We start from the raw sequence: 16,290 nt of genomic DNA on the forward strand, positions 1-16,290 counted from the left end.
GACTGTCATGCCCCTGCCGGACCTGAACCTGTTGCTGGCACTGGACGTGCTGATTGACGAATGCAGCGTGGCCGCCGCCGCGCGCCGCATGAACCTGAGCGCGCCGGCGATGAGCCGCACCCTGGGCCGGATCCGCACTGCGCTGGGTGACCCGGTGCTGGTGCGTGCCGGCCGCGGTCTGGCGCCCACGCCCCGCGCGCTGCAGCTGCGCGAGCAGGTCCGCGATGTGATCGAGCAGGCCCACCGCGTCTTCAACGCTGGTCGTGAAGTGGACATGCGCGTGCTCGAGCGAACCTTCAGCGTGCGCGCCAATGATGTCTTCATCGGTGGATTTGGCGGTCGGCTGCGCGAGATCTTCCGCCAGCAGGCACCGCGCGCGGTGCTGCGCTTCGTGCCCGAGGGCGATACCGACGATGATGCGATGGCGCAGGGCCGGATCGACCTGTACATCAGCACCGCCGGCAAGCATGCGCCCGATACCAAGGTGCAGAACCTGTTCAGTACCTCGTTCATGGGCGCCGCGCGCGAGGACCACCCACTGTTCGACGAGGAGATCAGTGCAGAGCGCTTTGCCGCGTGCGACCACATCGCGGTGTCGCGCCGTGGCCTGCCGCGTGGGCCGATCGATGATGACCTGGCCACGCTCGGCCTGCAGCGCCGCGTGGCGCTGATCAGCCCGACCTTCCACGGTGCGATCTTCGCGGCGGCCGAATCAGACCTGATCCTGCCGCAGATGCCAAGCGTGATGCTGGAGCGGATCGTCAGCATGCGCCTGCCGCTGCGCCTGTTCCCGCTGCCGATCCCGGTGCGTACCGCGGCCATCGTGCAGGCCTGGCATCCGCGGCTGGACAACGATGCCGCGCACCAGTGGCTTCGCCGTTCCATCAAGACCATGTGCGAGCGCGTCGAGGACGCCCACCGCTGAGACCCGCAGGCGTGCGCTGGACGCACGCCTGGGATGCCGGCGACGCCATTTTTCACAGGGTACCGGCTCCCTAGACTGCGCTCCCCGGAGTTTCACTGAGCGCATTCCAATGACCCTCAACATGCCGTGCACTGCACGGATCGGCGCCTGGCGATGAGTGCGCCGGCCGCCGCTGTCCCGGCCGCCGCAGCGCCCCGTCCTGCCGCCGCCCCCGGGCTCGATCGCCGCATTCTGGTCGGCCTGTGTGGCGTGCTGCTGGCGGTGCTGGTGTCCGGCTTCAACGAGAACATCACCAAGGTCGCGCTGGCCGACATCCGTGGCGCGATGGGTTTCAGCGTCGACGACGGCAGCTGGATCGTCGCCCTCTACAGCGCGATGTCGGTCAGCGCGATGGCCTTCGCGCCGTGGTGTGCCGCCACGTTCTCGCTGCGCCGTTTCGCGCTGGCGATGATCGGTGGCTTCATGGTGCTGGGCGTGCTGTGCCCGCTCGCCCCGGACCTGCAGGTGTTCCTGCTGCTGCGTGCATTGCAGGGCCTGTGCGGCGGTGCACTGCCGCCGTTGCTGATGAGCGTGGCGCTGCGCTTCCTGCCGCCTGGCATCAAGCTGTACGGCCTGGCCGGCTACGCGTTGACGGCGACGTTCGGCCCGAGCATGGGCACGCCGCTGGCCGCGTTCTGGGTCGAGCAGGTGGGCTGGCACTGGGCGTTCTGGCAGATCGTGCCGTACTGCCTGGCCGCCATGGCGATGGTCGGCTGGGGCCTGCCACAGGACCCGCTGCGGCTGGAACGCTTCGCCCAGTTCGATGGCGTTGGGCTGCTGCTCGGCCTGCCGGCGCTGGTGCTGCTGGTGCTGGGCCTGGTGCAGGGCCCGCGGCTGAACTGGTTCGATTCGCCGATGATCACGCTGATGATCGGTGGCGGTGCCGGCCTGATGGTGCTGTTCATGATCAACGAATGGTTCCACCCGCTGCCGTTCTTCAAGCTGCAGTTGTTGGCCAATCGCAATCTCAGCTACTCGCTGGTCACGCTGGGTGGCGTGCTGTTCGTGCTGCTGGCGGTGATCTCGATCCCGTCCGGCTTCCTGGCCAGCGTGCAGGGCTACCGGCCGCTGCAGACCGCACCGATGCTGCTGTGGGTGGCACTGCCACAGGTGATCGCGCTGCCGCTGGTGGCGGCCCTGTTGAACATCCGCGCGGTGGACTGCCGCTGGGTGCAGGCCACCGGCCTGGCGATGCTGGCACTGGCCTGCTGGCTGGGCTCGCACCTGGACGTGGCCTGGATCCGCGACAACTTCCTGTGGGTGCAGCTGCTGCAGGTGTTTGCCCAGCCGATGGCGGTGCTGCCGCTGCTGATGCTGGCCACCGGCGGCCTGGCGCCACAGGATGGCCCGTTTGCCTCGGCCTGGTTCAACACGGTCAAGGGCTTCGCTGCGGTGCTCGCCGGTGGCGTACTGGATGCCATCGCCCAGGGCCGCCGTCATTTCCATTCCACCGTGCTGGTCGACCGCCTTGGCGAGCAACCGTGGCTGGCCGATGGCCCGCAGCTGGGCGCGCGCCTGCATGCACAGGTACAGGCGCTGACTTCGGCCGACCTGTACTGGGTGGTCGCACTGGTGGCGTTGGCCTTCATTCCCCTCATTGCCTGGATGCCCACCCGCATCCATCCGCCACGCGCCGTGGCCTGAACCTTTCGCAGGAACCCCTCATGACGATCAATCGAACCCCTCTCAACACCGGCCTGGGCCTGGGCGTGCTGGCCCTTGCCATCGGCGCGTGGCTGCTGCTGCGCGATGGCGGTCACCAGACCACCAACAATGCGTACGTGGTGGCCGACTACACCCTGGTAGCGCCGAAGATTGCCGGCTTCGTCAGTTCCGTGGAGGTAGAGGACAACCAGTCGGTGAAGGCCGGTGACGTGCTTGCCCGCATCGACGACCGCGACTACCAGGTGGCACTGCAGGCTGCGCGTGCCGACCTTGCCAATGCCCGTGCGCAGCTGGCCAATGCGCAGGCCGCACTGGCCCAGCAGGACTCGCTGATCGCGCAGGCCAGGGCCAGCGTCGATGTCAGCCGTTCTGAACTGACCCTGGCCAGTGCCGACCAGCAGCGTTACCGCGAACTGGCCCGTGATGGCGCCGGTACCGTGCAGAACGCGCAGCAGGCGCAGTCGAAGCAGGCCGTGGCCAGTGCGCATCTGCAGCAGGGCCAGGCCGCACTGTCGACCGCACGCCAGCGCACCGACATCCTCAGCGCGGGCGTGCAGGCTGCACAGGCGGCGGTGCAGCGTGCAGAAGCGGCACAGGCACGCGCCGAACTGGATCTGTCGCACACCGTGCTGCGCGCGCCGATCGATGGCATGGTCGGTCGCCGCGCAGTGCGCGTCGGTGCCTACCTGACCCCGGGTACGCCGGTGGCTGCGGTGGTCCCGCTGAAGCGCGCCTTCGTGGTCGCCAACTTCCAGGAAACGCAGATGACCCGCATGCAGGCCGGCCAGCAGGTCGAACTGAAGGTGGACGTATTCCCGGGCACGCCGCTGCGCGGGCACATCGACAGCATTGCACCAGCCACCGGCGTCACCTTTGCTGCAGTCGCACCAGAGAACGCCACCGGCAACTTCACCAAGGTGGTGCAGCGCATTCCGGTGAAGATCGTGCTGGAGCCGGGCCAGCCGCTGCTGGACCAGCTGCGTGCCGGCATGTCGGTGGAAGCCAGCGTTGACTTGGGCAGCCGCGCGCGTGCGCAGAGCGTGCAGCACGGACCGGGCCACAAGCGCGGGGAGGGCGCATGAGTGCCATCACCGTGTTCCGCACCTTCGTTGCGGCCACCCTGTGCACGGCCCTGGCTGCCTGCGCGATGGGCCCGGACTTCGTACGCCCGCAGGCGGAACTGCCCGGCCACTGGCGGGGTGGGGCTGTCGCCGGCAACGCCATCGATCAGGACGCCGCCTGGTGGGCCGGCTTCGACGATCCGCTGCTGGGGCAGCTGGCCCACCAGGTGCTGGCGGCCAACCTGGACCTGCAGCTGGCCGCCAACCGCGTGCAGCAGAGCCGCACCGCGCGCGGCATCACCGCCGCCGATCGCCTGCCCAGCGTCAGCGCGAGCGCCAGTGGCGTGCGTGCACGCAACAGCGAGGTGGGCCTGAATGATCCGTCCGGCAACGGCGGCCGTGATGACTACGGGCTGTTCCAGGCCGGTATCGGCCTGGGCTGGGAACTGGACCTGTGGGGCCGCGTGCGGCGCCAGGTGGAAGCGGCCGACGCGCGCGTGCAGATGGCCGAAGAGGATGCACACGCCGTGCGCATCGCGCTTCTGGCGGAAACCGCGCGTGATTACCTGCAGCTGCGTGCGACGCGGCAGCTGCTGGCGATCACCGAGGACAACCTCAGCATCGCGCATGACATCAAACGGCTGACCGAGGCGCGCCAGAAGCAGGGCGTGGCCAGCACGCTGCAGGTGTCCAGCGCGGCCGCGCAGGTGGCTTCGCTGCAGGCGCGCATCGCGCCGCTGCGGCATCGCGAATCGCAGCTGCGCAATGCGCTGGCGTTCCTGCTGGCACAGCCGCCGCAGGCACTGGACGCGCAGCTGCAGGATGCACGCCGTGACTGGCCGGCGTTACCAGCGGTGGCGGTGGGTCTGCCGAGTGAACTGGCCGAGCGTCGCCCGGACATCCGTCGTGCCGAGGCGGCACTGCATGCGGCAACGGCCGGCATCGGCGTGGCCAAGGCCAGTTTCCTGCCGCGCATCACCTTGAATGGTGACGCAGGCTTCCAGGCCAAGCAGCTGGATGACCTGGATGGCTGGAACGCGCACCGTTTCAGCAACGGGCCGTCGATCAGCCTGCCGATCTTCCAGGGCGGGCGGCTGAAGGCGAACCTCGCGCTGAGCAGGCTGCAGCAGCAACAGTCGGCCCTGCAGTTCCGCCGTACCGTGTTGCAGGCCTGGCATGAGGTGGACGACGCCATGGACGGCTACAGTGCCGAGCAGCAGCGCACGGTGCAGCTGCACGTGGCGGTGGATGAGAGCGAGACGGCACTGGGGGCGGCGCGCCGGCAGTACCAGGCCGGCGTGGTCGACATGCTGGACGTGCTGACCACCCAGCGCATCGCGCTGGACAACCAGGCCGCGCTGGCCAACAGCCAGGCCGCCGCCGCGATCGCGCGGGTGGAGCTGTACCGCGCGCTCGGTGGCGGCTGGTAGCGATAGGGAAGCGCCGGGCCATGTCCGGCGGCGCGTCAGTAGTGGCCAACCTTGGTTGGCAGCCGTTTGTGCAAGCGCCAACCAAGGTTGGCGTCTACCAGAGCATGGTCATCGGCACCGGTTCGATCACGACACGGGCACGGTAGCGCCGGGCCATGACCGGCGGGCGGGTGCCTCAACGCACGTCGCGCAGTTCCCAGTGGCTGCCGGCCAGCAGGCGCAGGCGCTGCTTGAACACGTCACTGTCGATGCGGGTGGTGGCGACCAGGTTGATGCGCAGGTCCTTCTGCTCGCCGGTCACGGTGGCCTCCGGGTCGGTCACGCCCCACTGCGGTTCCACCGCATCCGGGTCGGGCTGCTTGGCCTTCCAGCGTTCGAACAGCGTGCCGCTGCGCAGGGCATCCTGCAGCTCTTCGGCGAAACCGGCGGCGCCCTGGGAATGGAAGGACAGGTCAGGGTCGTTGCCGCGGGCCTTGGACGGATCGGGCAGGCTGATGTGGTACTGCGCAGGCATGGAGTTCTCCTTGAAGTGCGGCAAGGCTGGCACAGTCGGGGTGGAATCGATGTGCAGATTCCTGCCGTGGCCAGCGCTCATTCGAACCGATGCGGCCCATCGGCAAATCCCACGGTGACCGCGCCCTTGCCGACGTTGACCATGCCGGTCAGGCTCATCACCGATTCGTACACGGTCACGCCATGGCCGGCGCAGACCTCTTTCATCTGTGCATAGCCGGGCAGGCTGCGCAGCTCGTCCAGTTCGCCGCCGTAGCTGACGCACACCGTCGGCGTCATCAGCCCGGCACGCACGCGCTGGCCGACCACCGCGAACAGCTTCTGCACGGCGCTGTCGAAGCCCTTGATCTTGGCCACCGGCCCGGTCTCGCCACGGTAGCCGTGCAGCACCGGCTTGATGTCCAGTGCACTGCCCAGTGCCGCGCTGAGCAGGCCGACACTGCGGTCGCCCTTGTGCCGCGCGCGTGCGCGCATGTAGTACAGGTCGCGGGTGATCATGTAGCCGTGCACGTTGCCGGCCAGTTCTTCCAGCCGTTCGCGGATCTGCTGCACGCTGGCGCCACTGTCACGCAGGCGGACAGCCTCCACCGCGGTCACGGCCTGCGCGGCGAACAGGTTCTGGGTATCAAGTACGCGCAGCGCGAACGGCGAGTTGTAGCCCGCTGCCTGCCGCACCGGCTTGTAATCGTTGAGGATGGCGAAGCTCGCCTGCAGCGCGTTGTCGTGGATCGGGCTGCGGGTCTTGGTGATGGTCATGCAGAACACGTGGTCGTAATCGATCACCAGCTGCTGCAGGAACAGGTCGCGGATCTGGTTGACGCTGAAGGGGATGGTTTCCGCTTCAGCGCCATGTTCCGCCACATGCGCGTGCAGGAAGCTCAGGGTGGCCTGCTCATCGCGATGATCGGCCAGCACGGCTTCGCCGATCCGTACGGTGATCGGCAGCAGCACGATGTTGTGCTCGGCAATGAAGTCCTGCGGCAGGTCGCAGGCCGAGTCGACGACGATTCCGATGCGCATCCGCGGCTCCCCCTCCAGGGCGGTTGTAGGTTCGGAAATGTGAAATCTATCTCAAATTCCGGCGTGGCGCGCGAGGGAAACGCGGCACGCCCTGTTCAGCGACTGCGCTGCACGGCCACCGGAAGCTCGGCCAGGCGCTGCCATTCGGGCTGCCGCAGCAGATCCGGGTCGGCCAGCACCGCCGCCATCAGTGGGTGGGCGTCGTTGCCCCAGAACAGTTCGCCATCGATGGCCAGGGTCGGCACGCCGAACACGCCGGTTGCAATGGCGGCCTCGGTGTTCCTCCGCAGCTGCTCCTTGACCGCGGGAGTCGCGATGGCGCTGGCGACATCCTCGATCCCCAGCCGCGCGGCTGGTTCGCGCAGGGCCTCGGCGCTGTCGGCGGCATTGCCGTCGCGCCAGATCCAGTCGAACAGCACGTCCACCGCCTGTGCGCTGCCACCCGCGGCCAGGCACAGGCGCAGGGCAGACAGCGGATTGAACGGGTGGCCCGGCGGGAACCGCAGCGGTGTGCCTTCGGCCTGCGCGGTCCACAGCAGCTGGCGGTAGATGAAGCGGCGCTTGGCCGGAATCTCGGCCGGCCCGAGGTTGCCCAGGTGATGCAGCACGGCACCAAAGGCGATCGGCACCGGCTGGATCCGCGGGAACTCGGGCAGCTGCTTCAGCTTCTGCCAATGCAGGTAGGAGTACGGCGAAACGAAGTCGAAATACCAGCGCAGGGTGGCCATGGTGGTGTCCTTCAATGCGGTCAGGGCTGCGCGTTGCGCAGCAGGTAGCGATCGCGCAGCTCGGTCTGGCGCGAGCGCATCGGCATCGCCCGCCCGCCCAGCCAGACCTGTTCGGCATAGTGCGCCACGTCCAGCGGGTCGCCCTCCCACAGCACCAGGTCGGCACGCTTGCCCGGCTCGATGCTGCCGATCTGGTCGGCCACACCGAACGCCTGCGCCGGCACCCGGGTCAGGCCGGCCAGGCCGTCGGCCCAGGGCAGTCCATTGGCCACGGCATTGCCGGCCAGCTGGCGCATCTTGCGGGCGTTGTGCGAGGCGTCGCCACGCTGCACGAACGAGACCGCCACGCCGGCCCGTTGCAGGCGTGCCGCATTTTCCAGGGTTGCACCGATCTGGTCGAAGCTGGCCGGCAGGTTGGACAGCACGTCGACGAACACCGGCACCTGCGCGGCGGCCAGCTCCGGTGCCAGCTGCCAGGCTTCGCTGCCACCGGCAATGGCGATCTTCACCTTCTCGCGGGCGGCCCAGCGCAGCAGCTGGCGGATGTCCGCCGCACGGTCCACCTCCACCACGATGCGGCCCTGGCCGGCCAGGTAGCGGCCCAGCGTGCGGCGCCCGGCCGGGGTCAGCAGCGCATGCGGTGAGTCCGCGGCGACCTGGCCACGCGCCTCGTCCACCATCTGCTGCAGCAGCATCCATTGCGCCGCACGCGAATGCCCGGTCAGTTCCACTGCGGCCGACCCCAGGCGCAGGAACAGCGCGCGCGGCCCGAGGGGATCGGCGCTGCCGTCCAGCCGCATCACACCGCCCTGGCCAGCGACGAAGCCGCCACCGGTGGCGGCCCCCAGGGCGGTGAAGCCGATGCCGTCCAGGCGCGCCACCGGGATCAGCACCGAGGCCGGGTTGTAGGCCAGGGTGACATCGAATTCGGGGCGCAAAGGTTGTTCGCCGATCTTCAGCGTGCTGTCGACCGTGCTCGCTTCACCGGAGACTTCTTCGATGCCGATCTCGGTGATGCCCCCGAACAGCGCGGGTGTCAGCGGGCGGCCATCGGCCTCGACGACGTTGGCCCCGGCCGGTGTGGACAGCCCGTTGCCGACTGCGCGGATGATGCCGCCCTGCACCAGTACATCGGCGTGCTGCAGGCTGCCGCGCGCGCTGGCCGTATGTACGGTGGCGTTGCGGACCAGCAGGTCCTGCGCCTGCGCAGCTGCGGAGAGGCAGGCCAGCACCATGACCGTAGCGCCGAGCGAAGCCCGGCGACGCTTGTTCAACGCGCCCATCAGTGCACCTCCTGGCCGAGCTGGAAATCGGAACGCGGCGTCGCCGCCGGCGCACTGCGGTCGTACAGGCGGCGGCCGTCGATGAAGACCTGTTCGGCCAGCGCGTAGGAACCGAAGGGGTTGCCGTTCCACACCACTACGTCGGCCATCTTGCCGGCCTCCAGGGTGCCGGTCTGGCCTTCAATGCCCAGCGCTCTGGCGGCATTGGCCGTCATCCAGGTGATGGCATGTTCGGGCGTGATCTCCGGCATGTGCGCGCGGCGCGCGGCGGCGATCACCTTGGCCGCTTCCTGGTTCAGGCGCTGGATGCCTTCGGGCGAATCGGAATGGACGATGGCGCAGCTGTTCTTCGGCCGGTCGACCAGTGCGATGTTCTCCGGAATGCCATCGAAGGCTTCCATCTTGAAGCCCCACCAGTCGGCCCACAGCGCACCGCAGACGCCGTCGGCGGCCAGCCGGTCGGCCAGCTTGTAGGCCTCTACGCCGTGGTGGAAGGCCGCCACCTTGAAGCCAAATTCCTTGGCCAGGTCGAGCATGGTGGCCATCTCGTCGGCGCGGTAGCAGTGGATGTGCACGCGGATGTCGCCTTCGATCGCGCCGGCCAGCGTGTCCAGCTTGAGATCGCGCTTGCCGCCGGCATCACCGGCGCTGTCGCCCTTGTCGCTGCCGAACCAGCCCTTGCGCTTGGCCGGCTTGGGTTTGTTCTTGGCGATGTAGTCGGCAGCATCGATGAAGGCGGCGCGGTAGCCGGCAACGTTGCCCATCCGCGTGGCTGGGGCGACGCCCTTGCCTTCGCCGTAAACCCGTTTCGGGTTCTCGCCGCAGGCCATTTTCAGCCCCCACGGAGCACCCGGGAATTTCATGGCCTGGTAGGTGATGGCCGGCACGTTCTTCAGGGTCACGCCACGGCCACCGACCAGGTTGGCCGAGCCAGGCAGCACCTGCATGCTGGTCACGCCTCCGGCCAGGGCTGTAGCGAAGCCCGGGTCCTGCGGCCACACCGAGTGCTCGGCCCAGACATTGGCGGTGACCGGTGCGGTCATCTCGTTGCCGTCGCTGTGCGCGCCGACGCCCGGGCTGGGGTACACGCCCAGGTGCGAGTGCACGTCGATCAGGCCCGGGGTGACCCACTTGCCCCGCGCATCGATGCGGGTTACCCCGGCATCGGCCTGCAGCTGGCGGCCCACGGCGACGATGCGGCCCTCGCGCAGCAGCACGTCGGCGTTGTCCAGGCGCTGGCCGGTGCCGGTGAGCACGGTGGCGTTCTGGATCAGCACCGGCGCATCGGGATGCGCCCGGTAGGTGCTGGGGTAGGGATCGGCGACGAAGCGCGAGGCGCCCACTGCCGGTGCCGTGCTCAACGAAACCAGCGCCAGCCCAAGAGCGGCGCGCAACACCATCGATGCCATGCAGAGATCCCCAACCCACGCGTGAATCCGCCGACGCTATCCGTCGTCGATACCACTTGCCAAGTGACCTTGGGCAGGGGCAGGGGTGGGGATTTTCCTATACAAAAATTCTGAACGAAGCATTAATTTTTTGTGACACCTGCCGCTACCAACGGGTGGGACAGCGAGCGCTGACCCGCCGTGAGGTGTGCTTTCCATTGCTCCATGACGGAGCTGCACCTGAAATATTTCAAGGAATCAAGGACGTAACTGCAGATGATTGTCTTCCCGTCGTATCGCTCCACCGCTTCCCGCCGCTCGATCCTCCCCTCACCCCTGGCCTCGGCCATTGTTGGCTCGCTGCTGATGGCCGCCGCTCTGCCGGCGCTGGCCCAGGACAGCAACGCAGACGCCTTGTCGCGTTACCAGTTCCAGCGCAGCCTGCAGGCCGCGTCTGCCGCACCGGTCCTCACCGCTTCGCCGTCGCTGGCCGTCGCCGCCGCCGATGTGGAAGTCGATCCGGAACCCATCATGGGCAAGCCGGGTGATGCCGCCAGCTGGCGCACCACCGAATTCAACAGCGACTGGGGCCTGCAGGCGATCAACGCCGATGTGGCCTACGCACGCGGCCTGACCGGCACCGGCATCCGCCTGGGCGTGTTCGACAGCGGCACCGGCCTGGACCACGACGAGTTCGCCGGCAAGGACCACCGCAGCATCCATCTGGCCGACGTGCTGGCCGATGGCAGCCTGTGCGCGCGCGAAGTGCTGAGTGGCCCGGACGCCTGCTTCGCCAGCGACGGTGACCAGGTGGCCGTGTCCTACCAGCTGCTCGACCCGGACTATGCCGATCTGCTGGAGCGCAATGGCTTCTACGAAGGCCTGAGCTACAACGTGCACGGTACCCACGTGTCGGGCACCATCGCCGCCAACCGTGATGGCAACGGCACCCACGGTGTTGCCTTCGGCGCCGACCTGAGCGTGGCCCGCCTGTTCTCCAACAGCGCCACCTACCTGTCGGTGGTGAATATCGGCGGTTCCCTGTATCTGGACGAACAGACCATCGCCGCCATCCAGGCCGACGATTCGATCTACCCGCAGCTGTATGCGCAGATGAACGAGCAGGGTGTGCGCGCCATCAACCACAGCTGGGGCCTGGCCAACGAGCCGACCACAGCGGAAGACCTGGACATGTACCAGTCGCACCCGGTGTTCGCCGCCAGTCTGGCTGCGATGGCCGAAGGTTCGCGCAGCAGCGGACTGATCCAGGTATGGGCCGCTGGCAACACCGATTCGCCCAACACTTCGCCGGAAGAAGCGCCGATTGCCGGCATGTATGCCTCGCTGCCGCGCGCCGTCGCCGACGTCGAGCCGTACTGGCTGGCCGTGGTCAACGTCAATCAGGACCTGGAGCTGAGCAACCGCTCGATGCGCTGTGGCCTGGCGGCGAACTGGTGCCTCGCCGCGCCCGGCTCGAACATCAACTCGACCGTGTACGGTCCCGATTCGGTGATCGAAGGTGATTTCTACGATGACAATGGCAACCTGGTGGTGGACATCATCAGCCAGACCCCGTCGTCCGATTACGAGGAACTGAGCGGCACGTCCATGGCCGCCCCGCACGTCACCGGCGCGCTGGGCCTGCTGTTCGAGCGCTTCCCGTACCTGGACAGCGCGCAGGTGCGCGACGTGCTGCTGACCACCGCCACCGACCTGGGTGCTGCAGGCGTGGACGATGTCTACGGCTGGGGCCTGATGAACCTGGCTGCGGCCGTCGAAGGCTACGGCTCGCTGCGCGTGGACACCGATGTGGTGATGAACCAGAAGGCCGGCGGCCTGAAGGTGTGGGAAGGTGATGCATGGGACGACTGGACCAATGACATCGGCGGCCCGGGCAAACTGACCAAGAGCGGCATCGGCTGGCTGCGCCTGAGCGGCGACAACAGCTTCAACGGCGCGGTGGTGCGCGAAGGCGTGCTGGAACTGGACGGCGTGAACACGCTGACCAGCGCCGTGGACGTGACCGGCGGAACCTTCCTGCTGAACGGCACCCTGCAGAACACAGCGCTGAACAGCCTGGGCGGCAGCAGCCGCATCACCGCCACCGGTGTGCTGGACGGCTCGGACCTGACCGTCACCGGCGGCGTGGTGTCCTTCAACGGCGTGCAGACCGGCGGCAGCACCTTCGTGGGTGAAAAGGGCACGCTGAAGGGCGTGGGCCAGCTGGGAAACACCACCGTGGCCGGCATCATCGCTCCGGGCAACTCCATCGGCACGCTCACCATCAACGGTGACTATGTGCAGACCGCCACTGGCGTGTACCAGGCCGAGGTGGCCCCGGGCAGCCGCAGCGACCAGCTGCACGTGACCGGCACCGCCACCCTGGGCGGCACCTTGGTGGCGCTGCCGGAACCGGGCACCTACTACCTGGGCGAGCAGTTCAACTTCATCCAGGCCGACGGCGGCGTGAACGGTCGGTTCGCCAGCACCGATTTCAGCGCCTTCTCGCCCTTCCTGCAGTTCGGCCTGGCCTACTCCGCCGCCGGCGCGCGCATTGAAGTGACCCGCGGCAACGCGCTGGCTACCGCGGCCACCACCGCCAACCAGTTGGCCGTGGCCACCGTGGTCGACGGTCTGGCGGTCAACCAGGGCCTGCCGCGTCCGCTGACCATGCTGTTCCCGGAACAGGTGGGCAGCGCACTGGACAGCCTCAGCGGCGAACTGCATGCCGCCACCAGCGCGGCCCTGCTGGAAGGCAGCCGCTACGTGCGTGATGCCGCGCTGGCCCGCCGTGCCGGTGCCGCTGCACCGGGTGCCGAAGGCGGCGACGCCACCGGTGTGTGGGTGCAGGCCCTGGCCGGCAGCACCACGCTGGATGGCAACACCAACACCGCCCGCACCGAAGCCAACAGCAACGGCCTGCTGGTCGGTGCCGACCGCGAGTTCGGCGGCTGGCAGGTGGGCGTGCTGGCCGGTACCGGCCGCACCGACGTGAAGCAGGGCGAAGGGCGCCGTGCGAGGTCGAAGGTGGACAACACCCACTTCGGCGCCTACGCCAGCCACAACTGGGGCGGTTTCGGCCTGCGTGGCGGCCTGGCATGGAGCGAACACGATGTGGACAGTACCCGTGAGCTGGCGTTCGCCGGTTACAGCGACACCCTGAGCGCCCGCTACGACGCGCGTACCCGCCAGGCCTTCATCGAAGCGGCCTACAGCTTCGGTGGCCGCGAGGCTGGCCTGGAGCCGTACGTGCAGGTGGCCCGCGTGGAAGTGGACACCAAGCACGTGAACGAGCGTGGCGGTGCTGCGGCCCTGCAGGGTTCGGTGGACGACGTGCGCACCACCCTGGCCACGGCCGGCGTGCGCTTCGACAAGGGCCTGAAGGCCTCGTTCCAGCAGGACAGCTGGTTGCACGTGCGCGGCGCGGTGGCGTACCGCCACGCCAGCGGCGACCGCAACCCGTCGGCCCGCCTGGGCTTTGCCACCGGCGGTGACAGCTTCGTGGTCAACGGTGCACCCATCGCCGACAGCGCGGTGGTGGCCGAACTGGGCCTCTCGGCCTGGCTGACCGCCAGGCAGCAACTGGAACTGGGCTACAGCGGCCAGTTCGGCGACGAAAGCCGCGACCACGGTGCCAACCTGCGCTGGTCGGTGCGTTTCTAAGCCACCGGCTCCCGCAGGGAAACCAGGAGGGGCGGCCGTTGGGCCGCCCCTTCTCTTTGTGTGGCAGGGCAGGCGCAGCGTTGCCTACAATGGCGCCCCTGCAGAACCGGACCGGGCATGAAGAGCAAACAGGAAATCGTCGACAACTGGCTGCCGCGTTATACCGGCGTTCCGCTGGACCAGTTCGGCCAGCATATCCTGCTGACCAATTTCGGCGGCTACCTGCACACCTTCTCCGCGCTGACCGGCGCCCCGGTCATCGGCCTGGACCGGCCGATGGCCAGCGCCACCATCGATGGCATCACCATGATCAACTTCGGCATGGGCAGCCCCAATGCCGCGATCATCATGGACCTGCTGTCGGCGGTGATGCCCAAGGCGGTGCTGTTCCTGGGCAAGTGCGGTGGCCTGAAGCGCAAGAACCAGCTGGGTGACCTGGTGCTGCCGATCGCAGCGATCCGCGGTGAGGGCACTTCGGGCGACTACCTGCCGCCGGAAGTGCCGGCCTTGCCGGCGTTCGCGCTGCAGCGTGCGGTCTCGACCATGATCCGTGATCTCGGCCACGACTACTGGACCGGTACCGTCTACACCACCAACCGCCGGGTCTGGGAGCACGACGAGGCGTTCAAGGAGCGGCTGCGGGCGATGCGCTGCATGGCCATCGACATGGAAACCGCCACCGTGTTCGCCGCTGGCTTCGCCAACCACATTCCCAGCGGCGCACTGCTGTTGGTGTCGGACCAGCCGATGATCCCCGATGGGGTCAAGACCGAGGCCTCCGATGCCAAGGTCAGCTCCCAGTTCGTGGAAAACCATATCCAGATCGGTATCGAGGCGCTTAAGCTTATCCGGCGCAACGGCAAGTCGGTCCGCCACCTGCGCTTCGACGAATGATGATGATGGCCTGGCGCGGCGCGCCGGCCCTGGGGAGTAGGTGATGGACGTTGCCGCGCACGTGGTGGAATTCTGGAAAGAGGCGGGCCCTGCGAAGTGGTTCGCCCGCGATGATGCGTTCGACGCGCAGTTCCGCCAGTTGTTCCTGGATGAGCATTTCGCAGCCGCCTCGCGCGCGCGCGAACACTGGCTGGGCAGTGCCGAGGGCGCACTGGCGCTGATGCTGCTGCTGGACCAGTTCCCGCGCAACTGCTTCCGCGGTAGCGCCCATTCCTACGCCACCGATGGCCTGGCCCGGCACTACGCCATGCGCGCCATCGAGGAAGGCCTGGACCTGCAGCTGGTGCCCAAGCTGCGCGCCTTCATCTACCTGCCGTTCGAGCACTCCGAGGATCCGCTGGACCAGGACCGCTCGGTGGCGATGTTCGACGTGCTGGGCGACAAGGAATACCTGCAGTACGCCGAGCTGCACCGCGACATCATCCGCCGCTTCGGTCGCTTCCCCCACCGCAACGCCGTGCTGGGTCGCATTCCCTCACCGGAAGAACTGGACTACCTGGCCGAAGGCGGTTTCGCCGGCTAAGAAAAAGGGGACGGAGGGAATTAAGTCGTTTTTGCCACAAACGACTTAATTCCCTCCGTCCCCTTTTTAGGGGGCAGATCGCCTTTCCGCAGGAAAGGGCTCTGACCCCGGGCCTTCAATCAGTACTTCGGCACGCCGTTGTCGACGTCTTCCGACCAGGCGTTGATGCCGCCGGTGACGTTGAACACCTTGGTGAAGCCCAGGGCGCGGAACTGCTCGGCGGCCTGCGCGCTGCGGCCACCGTGGTGGCACATGAAGGCCAGCGCGGTGTCCTTGGGCAGGGCTTCCAGCGCGGCGCGGCCGTTGCCGTCGAAGGTCTTGAACGGCACGCCCACGGCGGCGATTTCACGCTCGTCGGCCGGGCGCACGTCCACCAGGGTGATGTTGCCGGCACGCACCAGGTCGTCGGCATCGCGCACGCTGATTTCCTGCACCGGCTTGGGCGCATTCGGGTTGTCGATGGCCAGGCCCTTGCCGCGGATGTCGTCCACCCAGTCGATGGTGATGCCGTTGGCGCGACGGGCGCTGGCCAGGTCGAACTGCACGCGCAGGCCGTTGGACTCGGCGGCGATGGCACCTTCGTCGTGCGGGGCCAGCTGGAAGTTCGGCTGGAAACCGGCGTCGATGGACAGCTGCAGAGCAGCGCCCGGGGCATCGGCCAGCGCGCCCTTGAGCATTTCCACGGCCGCCGGGGTGACGGTGATGCTCGGCGGGGTACGGTCCGGCGCGGCCAGGCCCAGCACGCTGCTCAGCTCGCCGCTGGCAGCCATCTGCAGCACGATGTCGCTGCCGCCGATCAGTTCGCCGTCGATGTACAGCTGCGGAATGGTCGGCCAGTCGCCATAGGCCTTGATGCCTTCACGGATTTCCTGGTCGGCCAGCACGTTGACGTGGGCGAACTCGACGCCGAGGTCCTGCAGGGCGCCCACGGCCTTGGCCGAGAAACCGCACTGCGGCATCGACGGCTGGCCCTTCATGAACAGCACGACGCGGTTGGCGTTGAGGATGGATTCGATGCGCGAACGCAGGGCGGGATCGAGGGACATGGACGTCGGGGTTCCGGGAATTCGAATCATTAATTCTACCCCTCATGGCATC

General features: G+C 67.9%; 13 protein-coding genes. 7 read left to right on the forward strand and 6 right to left on the reverse strand.

What is annotated here, in order from left to right; genetic code table 11:
• Positions 1–7 precede the first annotated feature (7 nt).
• The 4 genes from E5790_RS13380 to E5790_RS13395 all read left to right on the forward strand — a co-directional run bounded on the left by E5790_RS13380 (position 8) and on the right by E5790_RS13395 (position 5,120).
• Positions 8–925, forward strand: a complete 918-nt coding sequence (locus E5790_RS13380) for a LysR family transcriptional regulator (protein WP_014648381.1) — start codon at positions 8–10, stop codon at positions 923–925.
• Between the two features lie 153 nt (positions 926–1,078).
• Entirely contained in the window at positions 1,079–2,608 is a 1,530-nt protein-coding gene (locus E5790_RS13385; RefSeq protein ID WP_111205462.1) for an MFS transporter, read from the forward strand.
• A gap of 20 nt (positions 2,609–2,628) precedes the next feature.
• Positions 2,629–3,711, forward strand: a complete 1,083-nt coding sequence (locus E5790_RS13390) for an HlyD family secretion protein (RefSeq protein ID WP_049440654.1) — start codon at positions 2,629–2,631, stop codon at positions 3,709–3,711.
• The gene (locus E5790_RS13395; protein ID WP_111205463.1) at positions 3,708–5,120 is read left to right on the forward strand and encodes an efflux transporter outer membrane subunit; all 1,413 of its coding nucleotides are present in this window, start codon (positions 3,708–3,710) and stop codon (positions 5,118–5,120) included. The genes E5790_RS13390 and E5790_RS13395 overlap by 4 nt, the downstream gene beginning before the upstream one ends.
• Positions 5,121–5,295: 175 nt before the next feature.
• On the opposite strand, the gene E5790_RS13400 is transcribed toward E5790_RS13395, so the two are convergent.
• The 5 genes from E5790_RS13400 to E5790_RS13420 all read right to left on the reverse strand — a co-directional run bounded on the left by E5790_RS13400 (position 5,296) and on the right by E5790_RS13420 (position 10,073).
• A complete protein-coding gene (locus E5790_RS13400; protein ID WP_005410998.1) occupies positions 5,296–5,634 on the reverse strand; it encodes a hypothetical protein in 339 nt (112 codons plus the stop codon).
• Positions 5,635–5,711: 77 nt separating this feature from the next.
• Positions 5,712–6,653, reverse strand: a complete 942-nt coding sequence (locus E5790_RS13405) for a DegV family protein (RefSeq protein WP_032956590.1) — start codon at positions 6,651–6,653, stop codon at positions 5,712–5,714.
• 95 nt (positions 6,654–6,748) lie between these two features.
• Complete coding sequence (locus tag E5790_RS13410) at positions 6,749–7,381, reverse strand: 2-hydroxychromene-2-carboxylate isomerase (RefSeq protein WP_032956588.1); 633 nt, start codon at positions 7,379–7,381, stop codon at positions 6,749–6,751.
• Between the two features lie 20 nt (positions 7,382–7,401).
• Entirely contained in the window at positions 7,402–8,664 is a 1,263-nt protein-coding gene (locus E5790_RS13415; RefSeq protein ID WP_111205464.1) for an amidohydrolase family protein, read from the reverse strand.
• On the reverse strand, positions 8,664–10,073 hold the full coding sequence (locus E5790_RS13420) for an amidohydrolase (RefSeq protein WP_111205465.1): 1,410 nt from the start codon (positions 10,071–10,073) through the stop codon (positions 8,664–8,666). The genes E5790_RS13415 and E5790_RS13420 overlap by 1 nt, the downstream gene beginning before the upstream one ends.
• Positions 10,074–10,328: 255 nt before the next feature.
• On the opposite strand from E5790_RS13420, the gene E5790_RS13425 reads away from it, so the two are divergent.
• The 3 genes from E5790_RS13425 to E5790_RS13435 all read left to right on the forward strand — a co-directional run bounded on the left by E5790_RS13425 (position 10,329) and on the right by E5790_RS13435 (position 15,192).
• Positions 10,329–13,715, forward strand: coding sequence for an autotransporter serine protease (locus tag E5790_RS13425; protein ID WP_111205466.1), 3,387 nt, complete (start codon positions 10,329–10,331; stop codon positions 13,713–13,715).
• A gap of 117 nt (positions 13,716–13,832) precedes the next feature.
• Positions 13,833–14,609, forward strand: a complete 777-nt coding sequence (locus tag E5790_RS13430) for an AMP nucleosidase (protein WP_005419211.1) — start codon at positions 13,833–13,835, stop codon at positions 14,607–14,609.
• 43 nt (positions 14,610–14,652) lie between these two features.
• Positions 14,653–15,192 carry a DUF924 family protein gene (locus tag E5790_RS13435; protein WP_014648372.1) on the forward strand — a complete coding sequence of 180 codons (540 nt, stop codon included), beginning with the start codon at positions 14,653–14,655 and terminating at the stop codon, positions 15,190–15,192.
• 119 nt (positions 15,193–15,311) lie between these two features.
• Here E5790_RS13435 and grxD read toward each other — a convergent pair whose 3' ends face one another.
• Positions 15,312–16,238, reverse strand: a complete 927-nt coding sequence (grxD, locus tag E5790_RS13440; protein WP_049440649.1) for a Grx4 family monothiol glutaredoxin — start codon at positions 16,236–16,238, stop codon at positions 15,312–15,314.
• Between the last annotated feature and the right edge of the window lie 52 nt (positions 16,239–16,290).

Origin of the sequence: Stenotrophomonas sp. PAMC25021 (genome assembly GCF_004795795.1) — a bacterium.
Taxonomy (GTDB): Bacteria; Pseudomonadota; Gammaproteobacteria; order Xanthomonadales; family Xanthomonadaceae; genus Stenotrophomonas; species Stenotrophomonas muris.

Bases quoted from the DNA above. Each gene is read 5' to 3' on its own strand.
- E5790_RS13380 (WP_014648381.1), top strand. From the start codon at position 8: ATGCCCCTGCCGGACCTGAACCTGTTGCTGGCACTGGACGTGCTGATT.
- E5790_RS13385 (WP_111205462.1), top strand. From the start codon at position 1,079: ATGAGTGCGCCGGCCGCCGCTGTCCCGGCCGCCGCAGCGCCCCGTCCT.
- E5790_RS13390 (WP_049440654.1), top strand. From the start codon at position 2,629: ATGACGATCAATCGAACCCCTCTCAACACCGGCCTGGGCCTGGGCGTG.
- E5790_RS13395 (WP_111205463.1), top strand. From the start codon at position 3,708: ATGAGTGCCATCACCGTGTTCCGCACCTTCGTTGCGGCCACCCTGTGC.
- E5790_RS13400 (WP_005410998.1), bottom strand. From the start codon at position 5,634: ATGCCTGCGCAGTACCACATCAGCCTGCCCGATCCGTCCAAGGCCCGC.
- E5790_RS13405 (WP_032956590.1), bottom strand. From the start codon at position 6,653: ATGCGCATCGGAATCGTCGTCGACTCGGCCTGCGACCTGCCGCAGGAC.
- E5790_RS13410 (WP_032956588.1), bottom strand. From the start codon at position 7,381: ATGGCCACCCTGCGCTGGTATTTCGACTTCGTTTCGCCGTACTCCTAC.
- E5790_RS13415 (WP_111205464.1), bottom strand. From the start codon at position 8,664: ATGGGCGCGTTGAACAAGCGTCGCCGGGCTTCGCTCGGCGCTACGGTC.
- E5790_RS13420 (WP_111205465.1), bottom strand. From the start codon at position 10,073: ATGGCATCGATGGTGTTGCGCGCCGCTCTTGGGCTGGCGCTGGTTTCG.
- E5790_RS13425 (WP_111205466.1), top strand. From the start codon at position 10,329: ATGATTGTCTTCCCGTCGTATCGCTCCACCGCTTCCCGCCGCTCGATC.
- E5790_RS13430 (WP_005419211.1), top strand. From the start codon at position 13,833: ATGAAGAGCAAACAGGAAATCGTCGACAACTGGCTGCCGCGTTATACC.
- E5790_RS13435 (WP_014648372.1), top strand. From the start codon at position 14,653: ATGGACGTTGCCGCGCACGTGGTGGAATTCTGGAAAGAGGCGGGCCCT.
- grxD (WP_049440649.1), bottom strand. From the start codon at position 16,238: ATGTCCCTCGATCCCGCCCTGCGTTCGCGCATCGAATCCATCCTCAAC.